Annotated in this window: 15 protein-coding genes, 9 tRNA genes and 1 rRNA gene; 21 read left to right on the forward strand and 4 right to left on the reverse strand. The window is 38.2% G+C overall.

The window, feature by feature from the left end:
* Positions 1-154 precede the first annotated feature (154 nt).
* The 16 genes from rrf to glmS all read left to right on the forward strand — a co-directional run bounded on the left by rrf (position 155) and on the right by glmS (position 9,719).
* A 5S ribosomal RNA gene (gene rrf / locus WAX78_RS23515) occupies positions 155-270 on the forward strand.
* 9 nt (positions 271-279) lie between these two features.
* Positions 280-354: transfer RNA gene (locus WAX78_RS23520), tRNA-Asn, on the forward strand.
* Between the two features lie 3 nt (positions 355-357).
* A tRNA-Thr gene (locus WAX78_RS23525) sits at positions 358-430 on the forward strand.
* Between the two features lie 23 nt (positions 431-453).
* A tRNA-Glu gene (locus tag WAX78_RS23530) sits at positions 454-528 on the forward strand.
* 5 nt (positions 529-533) lie between these two features.
* Positions 534-609, forward strand: a tRNA-Val gene (locus WAX78_RS23535).
* Between the two features lie 15 nt (positions 610-624).
* Positions 625-708: transfer RNA gene (locus WAX78_RS23540), tRNA-Tyr, on the forward strand.
* A gap of 67 nt (positions 709-775) precedes the next feature.
* A tRNA-Gln gene (locus WAX78_RS23545) sits at positions 776-850 on the forward strand.
* Positions 851-855: 5 nt separating this feature from the next.
* Positions 856-931: transfer RNA gene (locus WAX78_RS23550), tRNA-Lys, on the forward strand.
* Positions 932-936: 5 nt separating this feature from the next.
* Positions 937-1,008, forward strand: a tRNA-Gly gene (locus WAX78_RS23555).
* A 10-nt stretch (positions 1,009-1,018) separates the two neighbouring features.
* Positions 1,019-1,091, forward strand: a tRNA-Ala gene (locus tag WAX78_RS23560).
* 449 nt (positions 1,092-1,540) lie between these two features.
* A complete protein-coding gene (locus WAX78_RS23565) occupies positions 1,541-2,692 on the forward strand; it encodes a glycerate kinase (protein ID WP_336484470.1) in 1,152 nt (383 codons plus the stop codon).
* Positions 2,693-2,852: 160 nt separating this feature from the next.
* The gene (gene rocF / locus WAX78_RS23570) at positions 2,853-3,746 is read left to right on the forward strand and encodes an arginase (RefSeq protein WP_336484471.1); all 894 of its coding nucleotides are present in this window, start codon (positions 2,853-2,855) and stop codon (positions 3,744-3,746) included.
* A gap of 204 nt (positions 3,747-3,950) precedes the next feature.
* Positions 3,951-4,775 (forward strand): diadenylate cyclase CdaA, encoded by an 825-nt coding sequence (gene cdaA / locus WAX78_RS23575; RefSeq protein ID WP_336484472.1) that lies wholly within the window; start codon positions 3,951-3,953, stop codon positions 4,773-4,775.
* Positions 4,768-6,084: a CdaR family protein gene (locus tag WAX78_RS23580; protein WP_336484473.1), complete on the forward strand. Its 1,317-nt coding sequence runs from the start codon at positions 4,768-4,770 to the stop codon at positions 6,082-6,084. Before cdaA ends, WAX78_RS23580 begins: the two co-directional genes overlap by 8 nt.
* Before the next feature lie 2 nt (positions 6,085-6,086).
* Complete coding sequence (gene glmM, locus WAX78_RS23585) at positions 6,087-7,433, forward strand: phosphoglucosamine mutase (RefSeq protein WP_336484474.1); 1,347 nt, start codon at positions 6,087-6,089, stop codon at positions 7,431-7,433.
* 483 nt (positions 7,434-7,916) lie between these two features.
* A complete protein-coding gene (gene glmS, locus WAX78_RS23590; protein WP_336484475.1) occupies positions 7,917-9,719 on the forward strand; it encodes a glutamine--fructose-6-phosphate transaminase (isomerizing) in 1,803 nt (600 codons plus the stop codon).
* Positions 9,720-9,969: 250 nt separating this feature from the next.
* Here the strand turns inward: glmS and WAX78_RS23595 are convergent, their stop codons facing one another.
* Complete coding sequence (locus tag WAX78_RS23595; protein WP_336484476.1) at positions 9,970-10,416, reverse strand: AraC family transcriptional regulator; 447 nt, start codon at positions 10,414-10,416, stop codon at positions 9,970-9,972.
* Between the two features lie 269 nt (positions 10,417-10,685).
* Between WAX78_RS23595 and WAX78_RS23600 the strand changes: the two genes are divergently transcribed.
* Together WAX78_RS23600 and WAX78_RS23605 are read left to right on the forward strand one after the other, a co-directional pair.
* The gene (locus tag WAX78_RS23600) at positions 10,686-10,829 is read left to right on the forward strand and encodes an SDR family NAD(P)-dependent oxidoreductase (protein ID WP_336484477.1); all 144 of its coding nucleotides are present in this window, start codon (positions 10,686-10,688) and stop codon (positions 10,827-10,829) included.
* A gap of 207 nt (positions 10,830-11,036) precedes the next feature.
* Complete coding sequence (locus tag WAX78_RS23605) at positions 11,037-11,408, forward strand: iron chaperone (protein WP_336484478.1); 372 nt, start codon at positions 11,037-11,039, stop codon at positions 11,406-11,408.
* Between the two features lie 79 nt (positions 11,409-11,487).
* Here WAX78_RS23605 and WAX78_RS23610 read toward each other — a convergent pair whose 3' ends face one another.
* Entirely contained in the window at positions 11,488-12,867 is a 1,380-nt protein-coding gene (locus tag WAX78_RS23610) for a catalase (RefSeq protein WP_336484479.1), read from the reverse strand.
* 522 nt (positions 12,868-13,389) lie between these two features.
* Positions 13,390-14,826, reverse strand: a complete 1,437-nt coding sequence (locus WAX78_RS23615; RefSeq protein ID WP_336484480.1) for an APC family permease — start codon at positions 14,824-14,826, stop codon at positions 13,390-13,392.
* A 353-nt stretch (positions 14,827-15,179) separates the two neighbouring features.
* Between WAX78_RS23615 and WAX78_RS23620 the strand changes: the two genes are divergently transcribed.
* The 3 genes from WAX78_RS23620 (at position 15,180) to WAX78_RS23630 (ending at position 17,801) form a co-directional block, all read left to right on the forward strand.
* Positions 15,180-16,361, forward strand: a complete 1,182-nt coding sequence (locus WAX78_RS23620; RefSeq protein WP_336484481.1) for an FAD-dependent monooxygenase — start codon at positions 15,180-15,182, stop codon at positions 16,359-16,361.
* A gap of 437 nt (positions 16,362-16,798) precedes the next feature.
* Positions 16,799-17,164, forward strand: coding sequence for a VOC family protein (locus WAX78_RS23625; protein ID WP_336484482.1), 366 nt, complete (start codon positions 16,799-16,801; stop codon positions 17,162-17,164).
* A gap of 256 nt (positions 17,165-17,420) precedes the next feature.
* Positions 17,421-17,801 (forward strand): VOC family protein, encoded by a 381-nt coding sequence (locus tag WAX78_RS23630; protein WP_336484483.1) that lies wholly within the window; start codon positions 17,421-17,423, stop codon positions 17,799-17,801.
* A gap of 334 nt (positions 17,802-18,135) precedes the next feature.
* Here WAX78_RS23630 and WAX78_RS23635 read toward each other — a convergent pair whose 3' ends face one another.
* The gene (locus tag WAX78_RS23635) at positions 18,136-19,059 is read right to left on the reverse strand and encodes an NAD(P)-dependent alcohol dehydrogenase (protein ID WP_336484484.1); all 924 of its coding nucleotides are present in this window, start codon (positions 19,057-19,059) and stop codon (positions 18,136-18,138) included.
* Positions 19,060-19,136 lie beyond the last annotated feature (77 nt).

Below are 19,136 nucleotides of genomic sequence, written 5' to 3' on the forward strand. Positions count from 1 at the left end.
CGAGGTGGAAGCATGGTGACATGTGGAGCTGACGAATACTAATAGATCGAGGACTTAACCATATAATATGAAGCAAATGTTATCTAGTTTTGAAGGAATATATTTTTAAAAATTCCTGTTGACATTCTGAAAAGAATGTTTATAATAATAAAAGTCTGGTAATGATGGCAGAGAGGTCACACCCGTTCCCATACCGAACACGGAAGTTAAGCTCTCTAGCGCCGATGGTAGTTGGGACTTTGTCCCTGTGAGAGTAGGACGTTGCCAGGCTTGTATTATTCCGCAGTAGCTCAGTGGTAGAGCTATCGGCTGTTAACCGATCGGTCGTAGGTTCGAGTCCTACCTGCGGAGCCATATGCTTCCATAGCTCAGCTGGTAGAGCACTTCCATGGTAAGGAAGAGGTCACCGGTTCAAGCCCGGTTGGAAGCTTGCGCGAAGCATCAAAACTTTTTGGCCCGTTGGTCAAGTGGTTAAGACACCGCCCTTTCACGGCGGTAACACGGGTTCGAATCCCGTACGGGTCACCACTTTTGGAGGATTAGCTCAGCTGGGAGAGCACCTGCCTTACAAGCAGGGGGTCGGCGGTTCGATCCCGTCATCCTCCACCATAATTTTTTAATGTCGGAGGGGTAGCGAAGTGGCTAAACGCGGCGGACTGTAAATCCGCTCCTTCGGGTTCGGCAGTTCGAATCTGCCCCCCTCCACCATTTTTTAAAAAATTAACCTTACAAAGGTTTATTTTTTTGGTGAGACAAGCATACTAGTAAATATTAATGGGCTATAGCCAAGCGGTAAGGCAACGGACTTTGACTCCGTCATGCGCTGGTTCGAATCCAGCTAGCCCAGCCATTTACGAGCCATTAGCTCAGTTGGTAGAGCATCTGACTTTTAATCAGAGGGTCGAAGGTTCGAGTCCTTCATGGCTCACCATTTTTGCGGAAGTAGTTCAGTGGTAGAATACAACCTTGCCAAGGTTGGGGTCGCGGGTTCGAATCCCGTCTTCCGCTTTGTTACTTCGGGGCCTTAGCTCAGCTGGGAGAGCGCCTGCCTTGCACGCAGGAGGTCAGCGGTTCGATCCCGCTAGGCTCCATACACATAAAGGAAAAGCTTGAAGTCCAATACTGGATTTCAAGCTTTTTTGTTTATCCCGCTATTCGCGGGCAGTAAGACCCCCACCTCAAGATTGAGGGAGAATCGAAGAAGCTAGGTGGAGGATCACTGCTGGCACGCACCCGATTGGTAAGAGCTTTCCATTAGTGGGGATGGAGAAAACCTCTACTGATGGAAGTTGCACTTTATCCACCCATCTACTCATATACAGTAAGCTTCTCATTTCAGGATTTTGAGAAGTTAAAGAAGATAACTTAGAGCCTTCCATTATTGGAGAATGAATATCTAATAATGGAAGTTTTACTCTATTCCACTATCTTACTCATTTTAGAGATAGAGCTTTCTTGTCAATTTTTCGATAAATTAGAGTGAGATATATCTTGTGAAATGTTTAATGGTTTTTCATATAGTGAAAGGGAGTTGTTTCATGTGAAGATTATCATTGCGTCTGATTCTTATAAAGAAAGTTTAACTGCATTAGAAGTATGTGAAGCAGTAGAGAAAGGATTTCGCTCTATATGTCCTGAAGCAGAGTATGTAAAAATTCCTATTGCAGATGGTGGGGAAGGGACAGTACAAGCTCTTGTTGATGCAACACAGGGAAAAATCGTGAATATTCCTGTTACAGGTCCGTTAGGAGATTTAGTAGAAGGATTTTACGGTCTCTCCTCAGATAAACGGACTGCCTTTATTGAAATGGCTGCAGCCTCTGGTTTACAGCATGTTCCACTTGATAAAAGAAATCCACTTCTCACGACAACAAGGGGAACAGGGGAACTCATTTTACATGCGCTAGAACAAGGAGTTCATCATATTGTTTTAGGGCTTGGAGGAAGTGCTACAAATGATGGAGGAGCAGGAATGTTATCTACTTTAGGTGTGCGTTTTTTTGATAGTGACAATCGTGTGATAGAGCCGAATGGTGGGAATTTAGATTCTATTACTTCTTTTGATATATCACAGCTGGATTCTCGTTTAAAGAAGGTTAAAATTGAAGCAGCTTGTGACGTTGCGAATCCGTTAACAGGAGGAACAGGAGCATCGTTTGTATTTGGAAGACAAAAAGGTGCCACAGACGAGGTGATAGAGAGGTTAGATTGTAATTTGAAGCATTATGCTCAATTAATCAAACAAACTCTTCATATTGATATTGAATTTATTCCAGGAGCAGGTGCTGCGGGCGGACTTGGAGCGGCTATCGTTGCCTTTTTACATGGTACCCTTAGAAAGGGTATTGATATTGTACTTGATTACACGAATTTTAATGCTCATTTGCAAGATGCGGATTTAGTGATTACGGGAGAAGGAAGAATTGATGGACAGACAGTGTATGGGAAAGCACCCATAGGAGTAGCAAAACGTGCTAAAGAGCATAATCTTCCTGTTATTGCAATTGCTGGAGCTGTTCATTCGAATCATACTCCTGTTTATGAAGAAGGTATTGATGCTGTATTTAGCATTGTTTCAGGAGTAATGACATTAGAAGAAGCGTATGAAATGGGAAAAGAAAATATTTATATTACAGCACGAAATATTGCAGCTGTATGGAAACTTGGATTAAAAAAACATCTCTATTCGTAAGAGATGTTTTTTTTTTATGCATATTTTAACGGAAAAATCTGATTTTATCGCTTCTTTATATTGCATTAAGTGTATATAAATACAAAAAAATGTTAAGTTGAGTCAGACAATAGAAAAGATTTAAAATATTTAGTGAAAGCATAAAAGGGGGAGATCATCTATGAAGAAAGAAATTTCAATTGTGGGAGTACCAATGGATTTAGGACAAACGCGCCGCGGTGTTGATATGGGAGCGAGTGCAATTCGTTATGCTGGAGTTGTTGAGAGAATTCAAAATATAGGATATAACGTGGAAGATTTAGGGGATATATGTATTGAAAGAGAATTTCAAATAAATGAAAATGAAAAGTTAAAAAATCTTGAACAAGTTGTAAAAGTATGTCACGAACTAGCAGGTAAAGTTGATAACATTATTGAGAAAAAAAGTTTCCCACTTGTATTGGGCGGGGATCATAGCATTGCAATTGGAACACTTGCTGGAGTTGCAAAACATTATAAAAATCTTGGCGTTATTTGGTATGATGCGCATGGGGATTTAAATACAGAAGAAACTTCTCCGTCTGGTAATATTCATGGCATGTCATTAGCTGCAAGTTTAGGACATGGTCATTCATCACTTGTTAATTTATACGGTGAGTATCCGAAAGTGAAAAAAGAAAATGTGGTTATTATTGGTGCTCGTTCTTTAGATGAGGGAGAGAAAGAACTTATTCAGAAAGAGGGCATTAAAGTTTTCACTATGCATGAAATTGATCGTATGGGAATGACGGCAGTTATGGAAGAAACAATTGCATACTTATCACATACAGATGGCGTACATTTATCTTTAGACTTAGACGGTCTTGATCCGCATGATGCACCTGGCGTGGGCACGCCGGTTATGGGTGGATTATCATATCGTGAAAGCCACTTGGCAATGGAAATGCTTGCTGAATCAGGTATGATTACATCTGCTGAGTTTGTGGAAGTAAATCCAATTTTAGATGAGAAAAATAAAACTGCAATTGCAGCCGTTGCATTAATGGGATCTTTATTTGGTGAAAAGTTGAAATAATTTTAAAAAGCAGCTGAAATGCTGCTTTTTTTATTTTAAAATAGAGGTATAGCAACAAATAATGTTAATAACCCCTTTTTAAAGTCTGATATCTAACGATTGTATGTTAGGTTTAGGAAGGAGGTTTGAAATTGTGGTTCATATAATGTATGTTATAATTAACCTAGTTGTTGTAAATTACATATAGATGGAGGAAGGGTCAGAATGCCTTTTGGAGATATGAATGTTCTTTTGAAATATCTCAGCACTATAGTAGATATCGCCCTTGTGTGGTTTGTTATATATAAATTGATTCTTGTAATCCGTGGTACAAAAGCTGTACAACTTTTGAAAGGGATTACAGTAATTATTATTGTTCGCATTTTAAGTTATGTTTTTGAATTGCATACCTTGCAATGGCTTATGGATCAAGCGTTAACTTGGGGATTTTTAGCGATTATTATCATTTTTCAACCAGAGTTAAGACGTGCCCTTGAGCAACTTGGACGGGGAAGTTTATTTTCACGTGGAGGTAACCAAGAGGAAGATGAACAGGAGTCTGTCGTCAATGCTGTTGTAAAGGCAACAGAATATATGGGGAAACGTCGCATTGGTGCACTTATTACAATGGCTAGAGAGACTGGTATGGGAGATTACATTGAAACAGGAATCCCACTAAATGCAAATATTTCCTCAGAGCTATTAATTAATATCTTTATACCGAATACGCCTCTTCATGATGGGGCAGTCATTATGCAAGGAAATAGTATTAAAGCAGCTGGTTGTTACTTGCCATTATCAGAAAGCCCGTTTATTTCTAAAGAATTAGGAACGCGTCACCGGGCAGCGATGGGAGTAAGTGAAGTAACAGACAGTTTGACAATTGTTGTGTCAGAAGAAACGGGGCAAATTTCCTTAACAAAAAATGGTGAGTTACATCGTGATTTGAAAAGTGAACAATTAAAGGAAATGCTTATAAAAGAGCTAAGTGGAAATATAAAAGAATCTTCTTCATCTTTATGGAATTGGAGGAGAAAACGTCATGGATAAGTTAATGGATAACCATTGGTTTTTACGGGGAATTTCATTATTGTTGGCAATTATGCTCTACATGTCAACAAACCTAGATAAAAATGTATCAGGTAATTTTAATCCATCGCCTTTTCCGGTAGGAGATACAACAGAAACAATATCAGGAGTTCCTGTATCTGCTTACTATGACGAGGATAAGTATATTGTAAGCGGTATTCCGGAAAATGTAACAGTTACTCTTGAAGGACAAAATAATGTTGTAGCTGCAGCTAAAGTGAAACGACAGTATGAGGTGTTTATCAATTTGCGAGGGTATACACCGGGGACATATGAGATTCCTTTAAAATATAGTGGTGTTCCGAGCAATTTGCATTTGAAGGTTCAGCCAGCGAAAATAAAAGTTACAATTCAAAAGAAAGAAGTAAAATCTTTTCCTGTAGAAGTGAAGTATTTAAATGAAAATCAACTACAGGCAGGAACGAGTGTAGACAAACCTACTGTAAAGCCAAGTACGGTTGAAGTAGCCGGTACAGAGGAAGAGCTTTCGCGAATTGCACTTGTGCGAGCGTATGTTGATTTGAAAGGTGTTAATAAAACAGTCACAAAAGAAGCGAAAATTGTATTGTATGATAAAGATGGGAATCGTTTGGATTTGAAAACAGGTTCTTCTACTGTCAATGTCACTATACCAGTTTCAACACCTGAAAAAACAGTTTCCTTAGGTGTAACAAAAAAGGGGAGCTTACAAGAAGGTGTAACTGTAACGAATATAAAAGTTGAACCAAGTGAAGTAACGATTTATGGTTCAAAAGAAGTACTTGATAATATTACATCTCTTGATGGCGTCGAAGTAGACTTAAGTAAAATTACAGAGTCTACAACCTTCGATGCCTCTGTTTCTTTACCTAAAGGTGTTACAAAAGCAGAACCTAGCCAAGTAAAGGTAACGGTTGAAGTACAAAAGCAACAGAGCAAAACAATAGACGGTATTCCTTTACAGGTAAATGGGTTATCGGATTTATTAACAATGAAACTTTTAGACCCGGCAAATGGGAAAATCAGTGTTGATATTTTTGGGGATGCAAGTGCTGTAGCAAAAGTAGATGCAGCACAGATTAAAGCATCAATTAATTTAGGAAATATGGATGTAGGAACACCCGATGTTCCAATTCAAATTACTGGTCCCGATAATGTCACATTAGAATTAAAACAAAAAAATGCGAAGGTAGAACTTGCAAAGAAGAAAGAAGAAGCGGGAAAAGAAGTACAAGGTCAACCGGAGCAGAAGCCGGATAAAGGAAATGAGCAAGAAAGAAGGAGCGAATAGTAATGGGAAAATATTTTGGTACTGATGGCGTACGCGGTATTGCGAATAAAGAATTAACGCCTGAATTAGCATTTAAAATTGGTCGATTTGGCGGCTACGTATTAACAAAGAATACAGAGCGTCCAAAAGTCATTATCGGTCGTGATACACGTGTGTCTGGTCATATGTTAGAAGGTGCTTTAGTAGCTGGATTATTATCAATTGGAGCGGAAGTAATGCGCCTTGGTGTCATTTCTACTCCTGGGGTTGCCTATTTAACGAAAGCATTAGATGCGCAAGCTGGTGTAATGATTTCTGCATCTCATAACCCTGTACAGGATAATGGAATTAAGTTCTTTGGCCCAGACGGCTTTAAATTAACAGACGAGCAAGAGGAAGAAATCGAAGCATTATTAGATAAAGAAGTAGACGAGCTTCCACGTCCTGTGGGGACAGCATTAGGTCAAGTAAACGACTACTTTGAGGGCGGACAAAAATACTTACAGTACATTAAACAAACTGTAGATGAAGATTTTGCGGGCTTACATATCGCATTAGATTGTGCGCACGGTGCGACATCTTCCTTAGCACCGTATTTATTTGCTGATTTAGAAGCGGATATTTCCACAATGGGAACAGCGCCAAATGGTATGAATATTAACGAGGGCGTAGGTTCTACGCACCCTGAAGTATTAGCAGAGTTTGTGAAAGAAAAAGGTGCTGATATCGGTCTAGCATTTGACGGAGACGGTGACCGTTTAATTGCTGTTGACGAAAAAGGAAATATTGTAGATGGCGATCAAATTATGTACATTTGTGCGAAGTATATGAGCGAATCTGGAAAGTTAAAACATAATACGGTTGTTTCAACAGTTATGAGTAATTTAGGCTTTTACAAAGCTGTAGAAGCAAATGGTATTACAAGTGATCAAACAGCTGTTGGTGACCGTTATGTAATGGAAGAAATGAAACGTGGTGGCTATAACCTCGGTGGTGAACAATCCGGTCATATTATTTTCTTGGATTACATTACAACTGGCGATGGAATGTTAAGTGCACTTCAACTTGTAAACATTATGAAAATGACGAAAAAATCATTATCTGAGCTTGCAAGTGAAATGACAAAATTCCCGCAATTACTTGTGAATGTTCGTGTAACAGATAAAAAACAAGCATTAGAAAATGAAAAAATTAAAGAAATCATTCATGTTGTAGAAGAAGAAATGAATGGCGATGGCCGTATTCTTGTTCGTCCTTCTGGTACAGAGCCATTAATTCGTGTCATGGCAGAAGCGCCAACACAGGAGCTTTGTAATCAATATGTAAATCGTATTGTAGAAGTTGTGAAGGCAGAAGTTGGAGCTGAATAACAGCGGAATTTTATATGCAAAAGGGGCACACTTTGTGCTCCTTTTGCATATAATTTTTATCTGCAATGAAAAAATTTCATTGACGCTTTATTCCATTTGTTATAAGATGATTTTGTTCTTTTTCTCAGCAAAATAGATTGAAGTAAGAAGCGCCAGAACTACCTAAGACGTAGTTGACGAGGAGGAGTTTATCGAGATTTCGGCGGATGGCTCCCGGTTGTTCATCACAACCGAAAACTTTTACTTAAAGCATTGAGGTGACTCTATGGACAAAGGTGAGAGTGTGATGAGAGAAGAGGAACGGATTACACTAGCAGTATAAGTATACGGACTGAAACCAAAATGAGAGGAAGGTGAAAGCCGTTACAAGCTTACAAAGCTAGCGATATGTAAAATCCGTTTTTTGTATATGAATAATAAGGATCGGACTATGTCGTTACATGTTTATGTGAGAACATAAGTATGTTGTAACGGCGACAAAACATGTGTGGAATCGTAGGATTTATTGGTGAACAAGATGCAAAGGAAATTTTATTAAAAGGTTTAGAGAAGCTAGAATACCGTGGATATGATTCAGCTGGTATTGCAGTACAAGCAACAAATGGTGTTGTTGTATTTAAAGAAAAAGGTCGTATTGCAAAGCTTCGCGAAATCGTGGATGAAAATGTTGCAGCTAACGTGGGAATCGGTCATACACGTTGGGCAACTCATGGTGTACCAAGTCAGGTGAACGCACATCCACATCAAAGTGCTTCAGAGCGCTTTACCCTTGTGCATAATGGTGTAATTGAAAACTATGAGCTATTAAAGAATGAATATCTTCAAGATGTGAACTTTGTAAGTGAAACAGATACAGAAATAATCGTTCAGCTTATGGAAAAGCAAGTGAAAACAGGTTTGACGGTAGAAGAAGCATTCCGTAAAACGTTAACACTATTACATGGTTCATATGCATTGGCATTACTTGATGCAGAAAACCCAGACATGATTTATGTTGCTAAAAACAAAAGCCCGCTATTAGTGGGAACTGGAGATACATTTAATGTTGTTGCAAGTGATGCAATGGCAATGTTACAAGTTACAGATCAATTTATCGAATTAATGGATAAAGAAATGGTTCTTGTAACAAAAGAAAAGATTACAATTCAAAACTTACAAGGTGAAACGATTGATCGTGCACCATTTACAGCAGAATTAGATGCAAGTGACATTGAAAAAGGAACATATCCTCATTTCATGCTAAAAGAAATTGATGAACAACCACTTGTAATTCGTAACATTATTCAAAAGTACCAAAATGAAGATGGCGAAATCAAACTAGATCAAGAGATTCGTGATGCGATTTTAGAAAGTGATCGTATCTATATCATCGCATGTGGAACGAGTTATCATGCGGGTCTTGTTGGAAAACAATTCATTGAGAGTTTTGCAAAAGTACCAGTAGAAGTACATGTAGCGAGTGAATTTTCTTACAACATGCCATTATTAACAGAAAACCCATTCTTTATCTACATTTCACAAAGTGGTGAAACTGCAGATAGCCGTGCAGTACTTGTACAAACAAATGAAATGGGATATAAGGCATTAACGATTACAAACGTACCAGGCTCTACGCTGTCTCGTGAAGCTGATTACACATTACCATTATATGCTGGCCCAGAAATCGCAGTAGCTTCTACAAAAGCATATACAGCACAGCTTGCAGTACTAGCGATTTTAGCAGCTGATATTACAAAAGCAAAAGGCCTAGCAGTTGATTTTGATTTAATCCAAGAACTTGGTCTTGTTGCAAACGCAATGGAAGTACTTTGCGATCAAAAAGATGAAATGGATGCAATTGCAAAAGAATACTTAGCAACAACACGCAACTGTTTCTTCATTGGCCGCGGCGTTGATTTCTATGTTGGTTTAGAAGGCGCATTGAAGCTAAAAGAAATCTCTTACATCCAAGCAGAAGGCTTTGCTGGCGGAGAGTTAAAACACGGTACAATCGCGCTAATTGAAAAAGGTACACCAGTTATCGCACTTGCTACACAAGAGCACGTAAACTTAGGTATTCGCGGCAATGTAAAAGAAGTAGTAGCACGCGGAGCAAACCCTTGCATCATCGCAATGAAAGGCTTAGAAATGGAAGGCGACCGCTTCATCGTACCAGCCGTACACGAAGCACTAGCACCGCTTGTAGCAGTTATTCCATTACAGTTAATTGCATACTATGCAGCACTTCACCGTGAGTGTGACGTTGATAAGCCTCGTAATCTAGCTAAGTCAGTTACTGTTGAGTAAGAGTTTTATAGATTTGGAATAAAGTTTGATTAAAAGTCCTGTATGATATGCAGGACTTTTTTTGTTCCGCAATCGGGCCATATTGTTGCACAATAAGTGAATTGGATTATTCAGGATGATATTATGAAGGGTTACACTTTAACAATAGGCAAGTTAATGAAAGAAGAACAAGAAGATAAGCCACTTGTTCTTCTTTTTTTATTTCTTACTTTTTGTTAATGATGAAGTATCAAACAAGTAAAAAAGCTAATCAAACTACAGGCACACATATTTCGCAATAAGGATTGTTAATCATATCACCAGTGTACCTTTCCAAAATGGGCCTGTTATCAATTTGATATCCATTGCTTTGTAGAGCTGGAAAAATATCAGCATACGCTTTTTGAATATCTTCTGCTGTATGCTTGACCTCGAAAATAAGGTGTTTTCCACCAGAAAGTTCACTTTCACAAATTGAATCATCGATTTGATAATCTTTTGAAATCACAATACAAGCATCAAACCTACAGTTTTCAGGAAGTGTTGTTTCAGGGTTATCTTGTGGAATTGCAAGTAGAATTGCAGATTTAAGAAGATTCTTCTCCTTAGCCCATTCTTTTAACTTCCCCATTACATCAATATTTGCAGGACCATATGGACCAACTCGTCGTACATAAGCGATGCGATAGTTTGGAAGTGTTTCGACTTTAAATTTCATAGTTTCTTTCTTCCTTTCTTTATTTATATTTGTTTGTTACATTTCGTAATGTAACACGCTTTAAAAATATATACATTTTATTTTTTAAAATTTTTCCAAATAGTGATTTTCCTTTTTCAACTAAACTAGCTAATAGAAACTCCTCTGTTATTCAATTAAAGGGCGCAATTCTTCAATAAGCATTGTGTGATCTTTCTTTATGTTTAGGGCGCGTTAATTTAAAAAGTAAAGGGGTTAGGATCATGTTACAATTGGTTTCATAGTAGTATTTGAGGTTATATAGAATTGGAACGGAGAAAAAAATAATAACAGGTGCAGCTTCTGGAACTGGAAAAGAAATTGTTAAACAGTGCTTAAGTGAAGGTGCTTCAGTAATTGCATGCGATATTAATGAGCATTCCTTAAATGATTGAAAATTGTACCCGAAGAAGAGACAATGGTGCATTTTGCCTATGAAGTCGCCCTGGCTGGCTACAGCGCTTCTTCACGCTTGTTCTGAATTCAATGGACTGAACCAGTTAATTACGAATTGCTAGAGAAGATAATTGAATTGAATATCAAGGACAAGGCTGAGAATTCGAATTTTTGGCGGCAATAGCATAATACCGAAGGAGGAAGAAATGGAAGTTTTTGCAAAATATTTAACGGGTATCGATAACCCCGACCACCAGGGCCGAACAGAGGGAATTTTGGCGTGGGTTGCTAATAAATTCCCAAATTTGGAACCACAAATCAAGTGGAATACGCCAATGTTTACCGATCACGGCACATTTATCATCGGCTTTTCCACAACGAAGCATCATTTGAGTATTTCACCCGAAGAAGTAGGCATTGCGCACTTTGCTGATGACATTGCCCAAGCTGGCTACAGCGCTACAAAAGGCTTGTTTCGAATTCCGTGGAGTGAGCCGGTAAATTACGAATTGCTTGAGAAAATGATTGAATTTAATATTCAGGATAAAGCAGAATATACGAATTTTTGGCGGAAATAATACATCACCCCTTATCAAAAAACGCATGATAAAAAAAACGTCATTTTAATCGTAAAAATGACGTTTTTTAATCTTCTTATCACTTTTTCATTTCAGTCTCAATTCTCTTTGCTAAGTCAGATGATACTTTATTGAAATACTCCATAACTTTCTTTCTAATATCATCAGATATAACCTTCAAATCACTAGCTAAATTTTCGACAAGATGTTCTTTTTCTATTTGGGTTAACCTCGTATAGAATTCACCAGCCTGCCCAAAGTCGTCTTGCTTTGTTATAGAAGTTCTTTCTAGTTTGCCTTCAACGTATCTTCCATCACCACTTGTAATTTGATTAGCTGGCGTCCAATTTTGCTGTTGGTTAATCGGTAATTTACGAAATTCAGCTCCAATTCTTCTTCTTTGAGAATCACTATAAATATTGGCACGGCCCTGCAGTATTTTATCATCAGATAATTCTGCGCCGTCTAGTAAATTAGAAACGGAGAAGGCGACTTTTTCTACTTGTTCCATATAATTATCAGGATTTATATTTAATATCATTTTGCCTACTGGTATTAGGGGATACTCTTTTTCATCCCATACTTTTGTAGCGTCTAAAGGATCATAAGAAAGATTTGCTTCATCCTTTGGATCCATGAGCTGGACATATAAGCCATATACCACCGGTTTACCACCCGCAATCGCATCGTATAAATCTTTGCCAGTGTAATCAGGGTTTTCAGCGGCTAATCTATTTGCTTCTTCGCGATCAATGTATTGTACACCTTCAAATGGGTACCAATGGTATTTAACGTACTTTCTAATACCTTGAGCGTTTCTCCAAACATATGTATTTACACTATGTCCTGGAATGCGGCGAAGACTTTTTACCGTACCAGCATCAGAGTATAAACGTATAACAAAATGAATCGATTCAGGAGCTCTTGCTACAAAGCTCCAAGACCTATCAGGATCAATTAAATTATTTTTTGGTGAAGGTGAGAATGCTTTAATAAATTCCGGAAATCGTATCGCATCACGAACAGAAAAGACAGGAATGTGATTACATAAAAGGTCAAAAGCGCCTTCTTCTGTATAAAACTTTGTAGCAAAACCACGTACATTTCTAGATGTATCAGGTGTTCCTTTCGTACCGACAGCTAACGAAAAGCGAACCATAACAGGAACTTTCTGATTAGGGTTTTGTAAAAAGCTCAGTTTTGTATGTTCGGACATCGAATATATCGTTTGAAAATAACCAAATGCACCAAATCCTTTTGCATGAACAGGTCTTTCTAAAATCTTTTCATGAATAAATTCTTGTAAAGTTTCGTGTAGTACACCATCTTGTTCCAGTACAGGTCCCCCAGAGCCAATTGTCTGGGAATGAAGTTTAGCGGGCTCATTGGAGAGGCTTCGATTCTCATAATGGCTTTCCTCAGATAAGGTTTGCCTCTGTTTATGATGTTTTTCATTCATTATTATAGCCCCCAAAATTTAATTTCCATCAATCGTTACTAAATATGATTTTTAAGGCTCGAATATGTATCTTCTGCTTTTATTTTCAACATTCATTAGAAATATAGTTTCTTAAAGTTAGTAGCATTTTTCAGGGAATTGTAATATAAAGTGAATTTGAACCGATGTGTGAACGGACCGCTAGTTAAAGAAAACCCCTATGCAGTGGAGCTTTTTGCACAGGTAGAATTATGAAAGGATGAAGATGAATATGAATATGAAGAAGGGAAAGCTTCTTTAAATAGAAGCTTATTTTTGTGTGATAAAAGAGTATCAAAAGGCTAATAAAAAAGTATTTATAAGAAATGATCAAACTTTTTTATAAAACCGACACTTAAATCTGGGGTAAACATTTAATTACTACAATTAATTGTGTACGAGTTCAAGAAAAATGAAATTACCTGTCCACGAAAGAATATAGCGAACAGGTAATTTCAGTGTTTTGATGTTTGTCCATTTTCAGGGTTCACTTCATGGGATTGCTCACGAGTGTCCTTCATCAATGCTTGTATTTTGAATCCCGATTTTTCCTGCTTTAATCTTGCTTCGGAACAACACAAAATATACAAGGGCCCCCGTTGCAAATAGTGTTCCGCCTACAATTGCCACTCCATGAAACATATCAGGGATAGTCAATACCCCCATTTCGAACACGAGCCATATTAAAGCGCCATACGTGACAGGTGCTCTCCATTTCCCTAAATTGAACGTCTCCGCATCAGGCAAGTCTTTTCTACGCAAATAGTAAGCCAAAACTGTTATGAAGTATAAAGCGGTAAGAACAACTGATGTTGATCCGACTAGTAAAGTTAAAGAATCAGAGAATAGGATCGCTATAATATCGAGAACTAATACAAGCAAAATTGCATTTACCGGTACGGATGTTCCTGGGTTTACCTTTTTAAAATAACGTGAAGCAAAAAATACATCGTCCCGCGCCATCGCATAAATAACCCGGGAAGCGGAAGCCATTCCGATTAATCCGCATGCAAAAATGGAAATGATGACAAGAAGCATAAACAAAGTGCCAATGAATTGGCCGAGCTTTGTTTTAATAATAAGCGGAAGTGGGTTGGCAGAAGCTGTCACACCGGTTAAATCCGTAATGGAAATTGTAACAGTAAAAAGAAAAGCAAACCCAATGATACCACCAATCAGTAACGCGAAAAATACAGCACGTGGTACATTTTTACTCGCATCAATTGTTTCTTCCGAAAGGTTCGCTGCGGCTTCAAAGCCGACCATGGTCCACGATCCCATTAGCATAGCAATCACAAAGCTGCCAAGGTACGTGCCGCTTTTCTGCTCGCCAATATTTGTTAGCATATCCCAATTCGGAGTTGTGAATAGCGCAACAACAGCAAGAATAACAAGAATGCCCACCAGACCGATCACCTCGGTATATACTGCAATGTCATTGAGACGAGAAGCAAGTTTTACGCCAAAAATGTTGAGGACAGCCTGTAGCAGTAGGGTTGCGAGTGTAATATACAAAAGGGTTTTTCCTCCGATATTCCAGCCGAATGCATCAGCAATGAGTGGAGACAGGCCGAAATCGACGGCAGGAATGACAATGACAAAAAAGCAAAATCCGAGCCAGCCGGAAAACCACCCTAATCCTTGATTTGCCAGCCGCGTCACCCATTGGTACGAGTAACCGCTGAGTGGCATTCTTCCTGCCAATTCGGCAATAACAAGAGCGACAAGTAAGTGGCCTGCTAATACGATTGGCCATGTCCAAATACCTGCGGGCCCCGCATTGTTTAAAACAAAACCAAAATTTGTGAAAATGCCCGTTGTGATGGACATAAATGAAAACGCGACTGCAAAAGAGCTAAAAAACTTTAAAGACCTCTTTAATTCTTGCTTGTAGTAATATTGCTGCACGTTATTCGTTTCCTGTTCGATTTTTGTTTGCATAAAAAGCCTCCTTCCGATTTTCCTGTACGTTGTATACGCTCCTAGCTTGTTTCTTTCCTTTCCCTTTAGACTGAAAATTCAGTCTTTTTTTCGGGCGATTTCATTCACTCTTCTCTATTGCAAGTACCATACCAATTATACAATTCGCGTCATGCTTGAATTTTGTAAGCCCTTCATTGTTTAAAATGTTGTCCCATTATGAAATTTTGAATAGTTTATTCAAAATTTCATATTCCGCCGTTTTGTTAAATAATTAGATTTCTACTATTTTCCTGCTTTACATAAATAAAATAGGCCGTGAATATACTGTGGATATGTTGTATGACTTTAATTAGGATAGGAGTGAACAAACGATGCGTGTCCTTATTTCCGGTGCGAGCATTGCTGGGCCGGCATTAGCTTACTGGCTTCACCGCTACGGCTTCGATGTGACTGTGGTAGAACGTGCGCCCGCATTGCGCCCAGGTGGATATGGTGTTGATATTCGTGGTGTAGCCATTACGGTGCTTAAGCGGATGGGGATACTCGATCAAGTTCGTGCAGCTGACACGCACATGACTGGTGTTTACTTCGTGAATAGCAAAGGCAAAATCGAAGGTAAAATAAGCGAAGCGAGTATGGGGAATCAGCAGGGGCTAGATATCGAAATCATGCGCGAGGACCTTAGTAATATTTTGTACGACTTGACCAAGGATACGGTCGAATATATTTGGGACGATTCGATTACCGCTATACATGAGACTGAAGCAGGTGAAGAAGTCCAATTTATTCGTAGCAAGCCGCAGACATTCGATCTGGTCATCGGTGCGGACGGGCTCCATTCCAATGTGCGCACCTTAATTTTTGGTGACAGAGAACAATTTAAACGTACTCTTGGCTGTTATATCTCGATTTTTACCCTAGAGAATTACCTTAACCTCGACCGCCGCCAGCTGATTTATACGATGCCAGGTAAAACTGTAGGTATGAGTGCCCGTGATAATACTGAAGCAAAGGGTATGTTCGTGTTCAAATCAGAGGCACTGAAGTACGATCGCTATGATGTGGAAGCCCAAAAGAAACTTGTAGACAATGCTTTCCAAGATGATACGGGTTGGGAAACTCCGCATCTACTCAAAGCTATGAAAGAGGCGACAGATTTTTACTTTGATGAGATTTGCCAGATTCATATGCCGACATGGTCAAAGGGGCGGATTACATTGGTAGGTGATGCGGCGTATGGCCCATCACCACTTTCGGGTCAAGGCTCTAGTCTCGCACTTGTCGGAGCTTATGTACTAGCTGGGGAACTGAAAGCTGCGCATGGCAATTATGACTGCGCCTTTGTTGCCTATGAAAAAGAGATGAGAAATTTTGTTGAGAAAAATCAAAAAATAGGGCTAACAGCTGCTGGAGGCATGATCGAAAGCTCAAAATCCAAAATCTTGCTTCGTAATTTAATGTTACGTATACCCATCCTTATGAGTGCAATGTTTAAGCTGATTACGAAAATGATAGTGAAAGCTTCCAATGAGATTGAACTGAAAGATTATTAATATAGATATTTAAGAGGGAAGTTTCAGAGCACCTTTAATAATATTGTTGCTTTTCCGCAATCGAGCATTTTAATGGGGGGGGAAGGATTATAAAAATAATCAAACTTTTTTATAAAAGAACGTATTTTGAACAAACTTTATTTTAAGGTAACATTTGCATAAAGTCGCGATGTTTATAAAAAAGTGGTATCGTTTGCCCCTTTGGATATGGTTTATCTAAAGGGGGCTTTTTACATTGAAAAGAACATCTGAATTAAAAGATGAGTTAAGGAACTGTTGATTGATGATAGAATTGTTTCGTTAAAGGGCTAGTCTCTGGAATAAGAGATTGTGCAGCGCATTAAAACTTGAAATACTTTGAAAGTAATTCTAATTGAAATTGCATTAGAACATACGTTCTTGTATAATTATTATGTAAAACAAAAGGAGGTATGAAAATGCGTAAAGTTTTAAGGTTTGAATTTCAAGTTCCCAACCCTGAAGAAGCAATAGAATTTTATACAAATAGTTTTGGTTGGAAGTTTGAAAAGATGCCTGGACGACAAGACTACTGGTTTATTATTACGGGTGAGAGCGGTAAACCTGGTATCGATGGTGGATTGATGAAGTCCCCTGACGGTGTTACCAGAACTACTAATTCTATTGAAGTACCTTCAGTTGATGAATACATAAAAAAAGTTACTGAAAATGGTGGACAAGTAGTTGTACCTAAAACAGCTATTCCTAATATGGGTTACTTTGCTTATTGTTTAGATAATCAAGGACTTCTTTTTGGAGTGTCTGAAGCTAATACTGAAGCATAAAAAGTTAGGTATTTTTGATTAAACATTATTTTAAATTTACTCTAACAGGGCGGATTTCTAAAACAAACAATTGTAGTGACTTAACTGTATTTGTTCATTTTCAAGTAATGTTATAAATGGAACCATGAAAAATTGTTTAGGCTTTATATTTGATAGCATTATTAGGCGATTATATGATATGAATACCAAAGTATAGCGGAATGCTTAAACGAAAAAAATTAATATTAACTAAACCAGAAGAAAGGGAGAGAAGTAAATGATTAATAAAGTCGGTCAAATTATGCTATATGTAAATAACCAAGATGAGGCAGTGCAATTTTGGACAGAAAAGGTAGGTTTTAGTGTAGTTTCTGAAGAAGATAACGGCCAAGGATTTAGATGGATTGAAATTTCTCCAACAAAGGAAGCGGGAACGAGTATCGTTCTTCACGATAAAGAATTAATTGCTAAAATGCAGCCCGAATTAAATCTTGGTACACCTTCGATGATGTTTTTTACGGAAGATCTTGATAAGTTATATAAAGACTTTGCGGATAAAAAAATTACAGTCGGAGAAATTGTAAGTATGCCTTCGGGTAGAGTATTTAACTTTGCTGATAATGAAAACAATTATTTTGCAGTCATGGAAAAGAAGTAGATCACAAAATTATAGGAGAAACAAACATGAAAACGAATTTTAGTCGTTTTCATGTTGAGTGACAATAAAGTTACGATGTTCTCCCCCTTTAGATATGACTGTCTAAAGGGGTGTTTTTATGTTCAAAAGAAGAAGAACATCTGAAGTTGAACAGTGGATTTAAGAAGGTCGCGGAACAGGTTGTTGGCAATACTAGTAGACTAATACTACAAGGGTTTCTTATAAGTGAAGGATATGTTTATATTTACAATCAATATGCATTATTGAACACATAACGACCAAACTTTCCTGACGCTATGAAGCACAGCGAATAGCGGTCGAGTGCAGAGCTTTGTTAGGTTTTGTTATTATGATCCAAAGTTATTACTACATTTCCCTTTTTGTGTCCTTTTTCTACATATCTATGAGCTTCGGGAATTTGTTCCAGCGGATAGCTTCTATCTATGACCGATTTTATTTTCTCTGTCTCGATAAGCTCTTTGAGGAAAATTAAATCTTCAGTACGTACCCTTGCTATCATCCCTTCAACTGACACGTATGTCCCGTTCGAAGTTAGTGCTTTCTTGCAATTAGATTTTGAGTTTTTTCCAACTGCATCAAAGATGATATCATAAAGCTCTCCTTTTTTCGTAAAATCTTCTTTAGTGTAATCAAATACCTTAGCAGCTCCTAAAGATTTCACCAATTCTAAATTTGTAGTACTGCATACCCCGGTAACTTCTGCCCCAAAGTATTTGGCAAGCTGTATCGCGGAAGTCCCTACTGCTCCAGAAGCCCCATAGATAAGAACCTTTTGTCCGTTCTGGATATTTGCTTTTCTAAGAAAATGTAATGCTGAAGTTCCTCCAAAAGGAACGGCAGCAGCTTCCTCATAAGTCACATTGTCCGGTTTTATTGCCATCAATCCATCTTCAGGTATACATGTGTACTCAGCATAAGCACCTACATTCATCCCAGTTAGTGCAAAAACTCGGTCACCTGTCTTGAATTGTTTTACATTTTTGCCTATTACTTCGATTTCTCCGGCTAATTCCACCCCCAATATAGGTTTTCTTGGTTTTCTAAGACCTAAGATTATTCGCATGGGGATCCAGTACAAGATAGGACTATTGAAACTTCGAATTCGACAGTCTCCAGAGGTTACTGTTGTTGCATGAATTTTTACCAATACCTCATTGTCCTTGGGGGTAGGTTTTTCTACCTCTTTGAGCTGAAGAACATCGGGTGATCCGTATTTTGTACATACAATTGCTTTCATAACGATCCTCCTTAATTTCTTTCATTTAATCATTTTCATCTCATAATATTGAATCTGTTTTCAAAACATGCTTTCTC

It is taken from the genome of Bacillus yunxiaonensis (assembly GCF_037104695.1).
Taxonomy (GTDB): Bacteria; Bacillota; Bacilli; order Bacillales; family Bacillaceae_G; genus Bacillus_A; species Bacillus_A yunxiaonensis.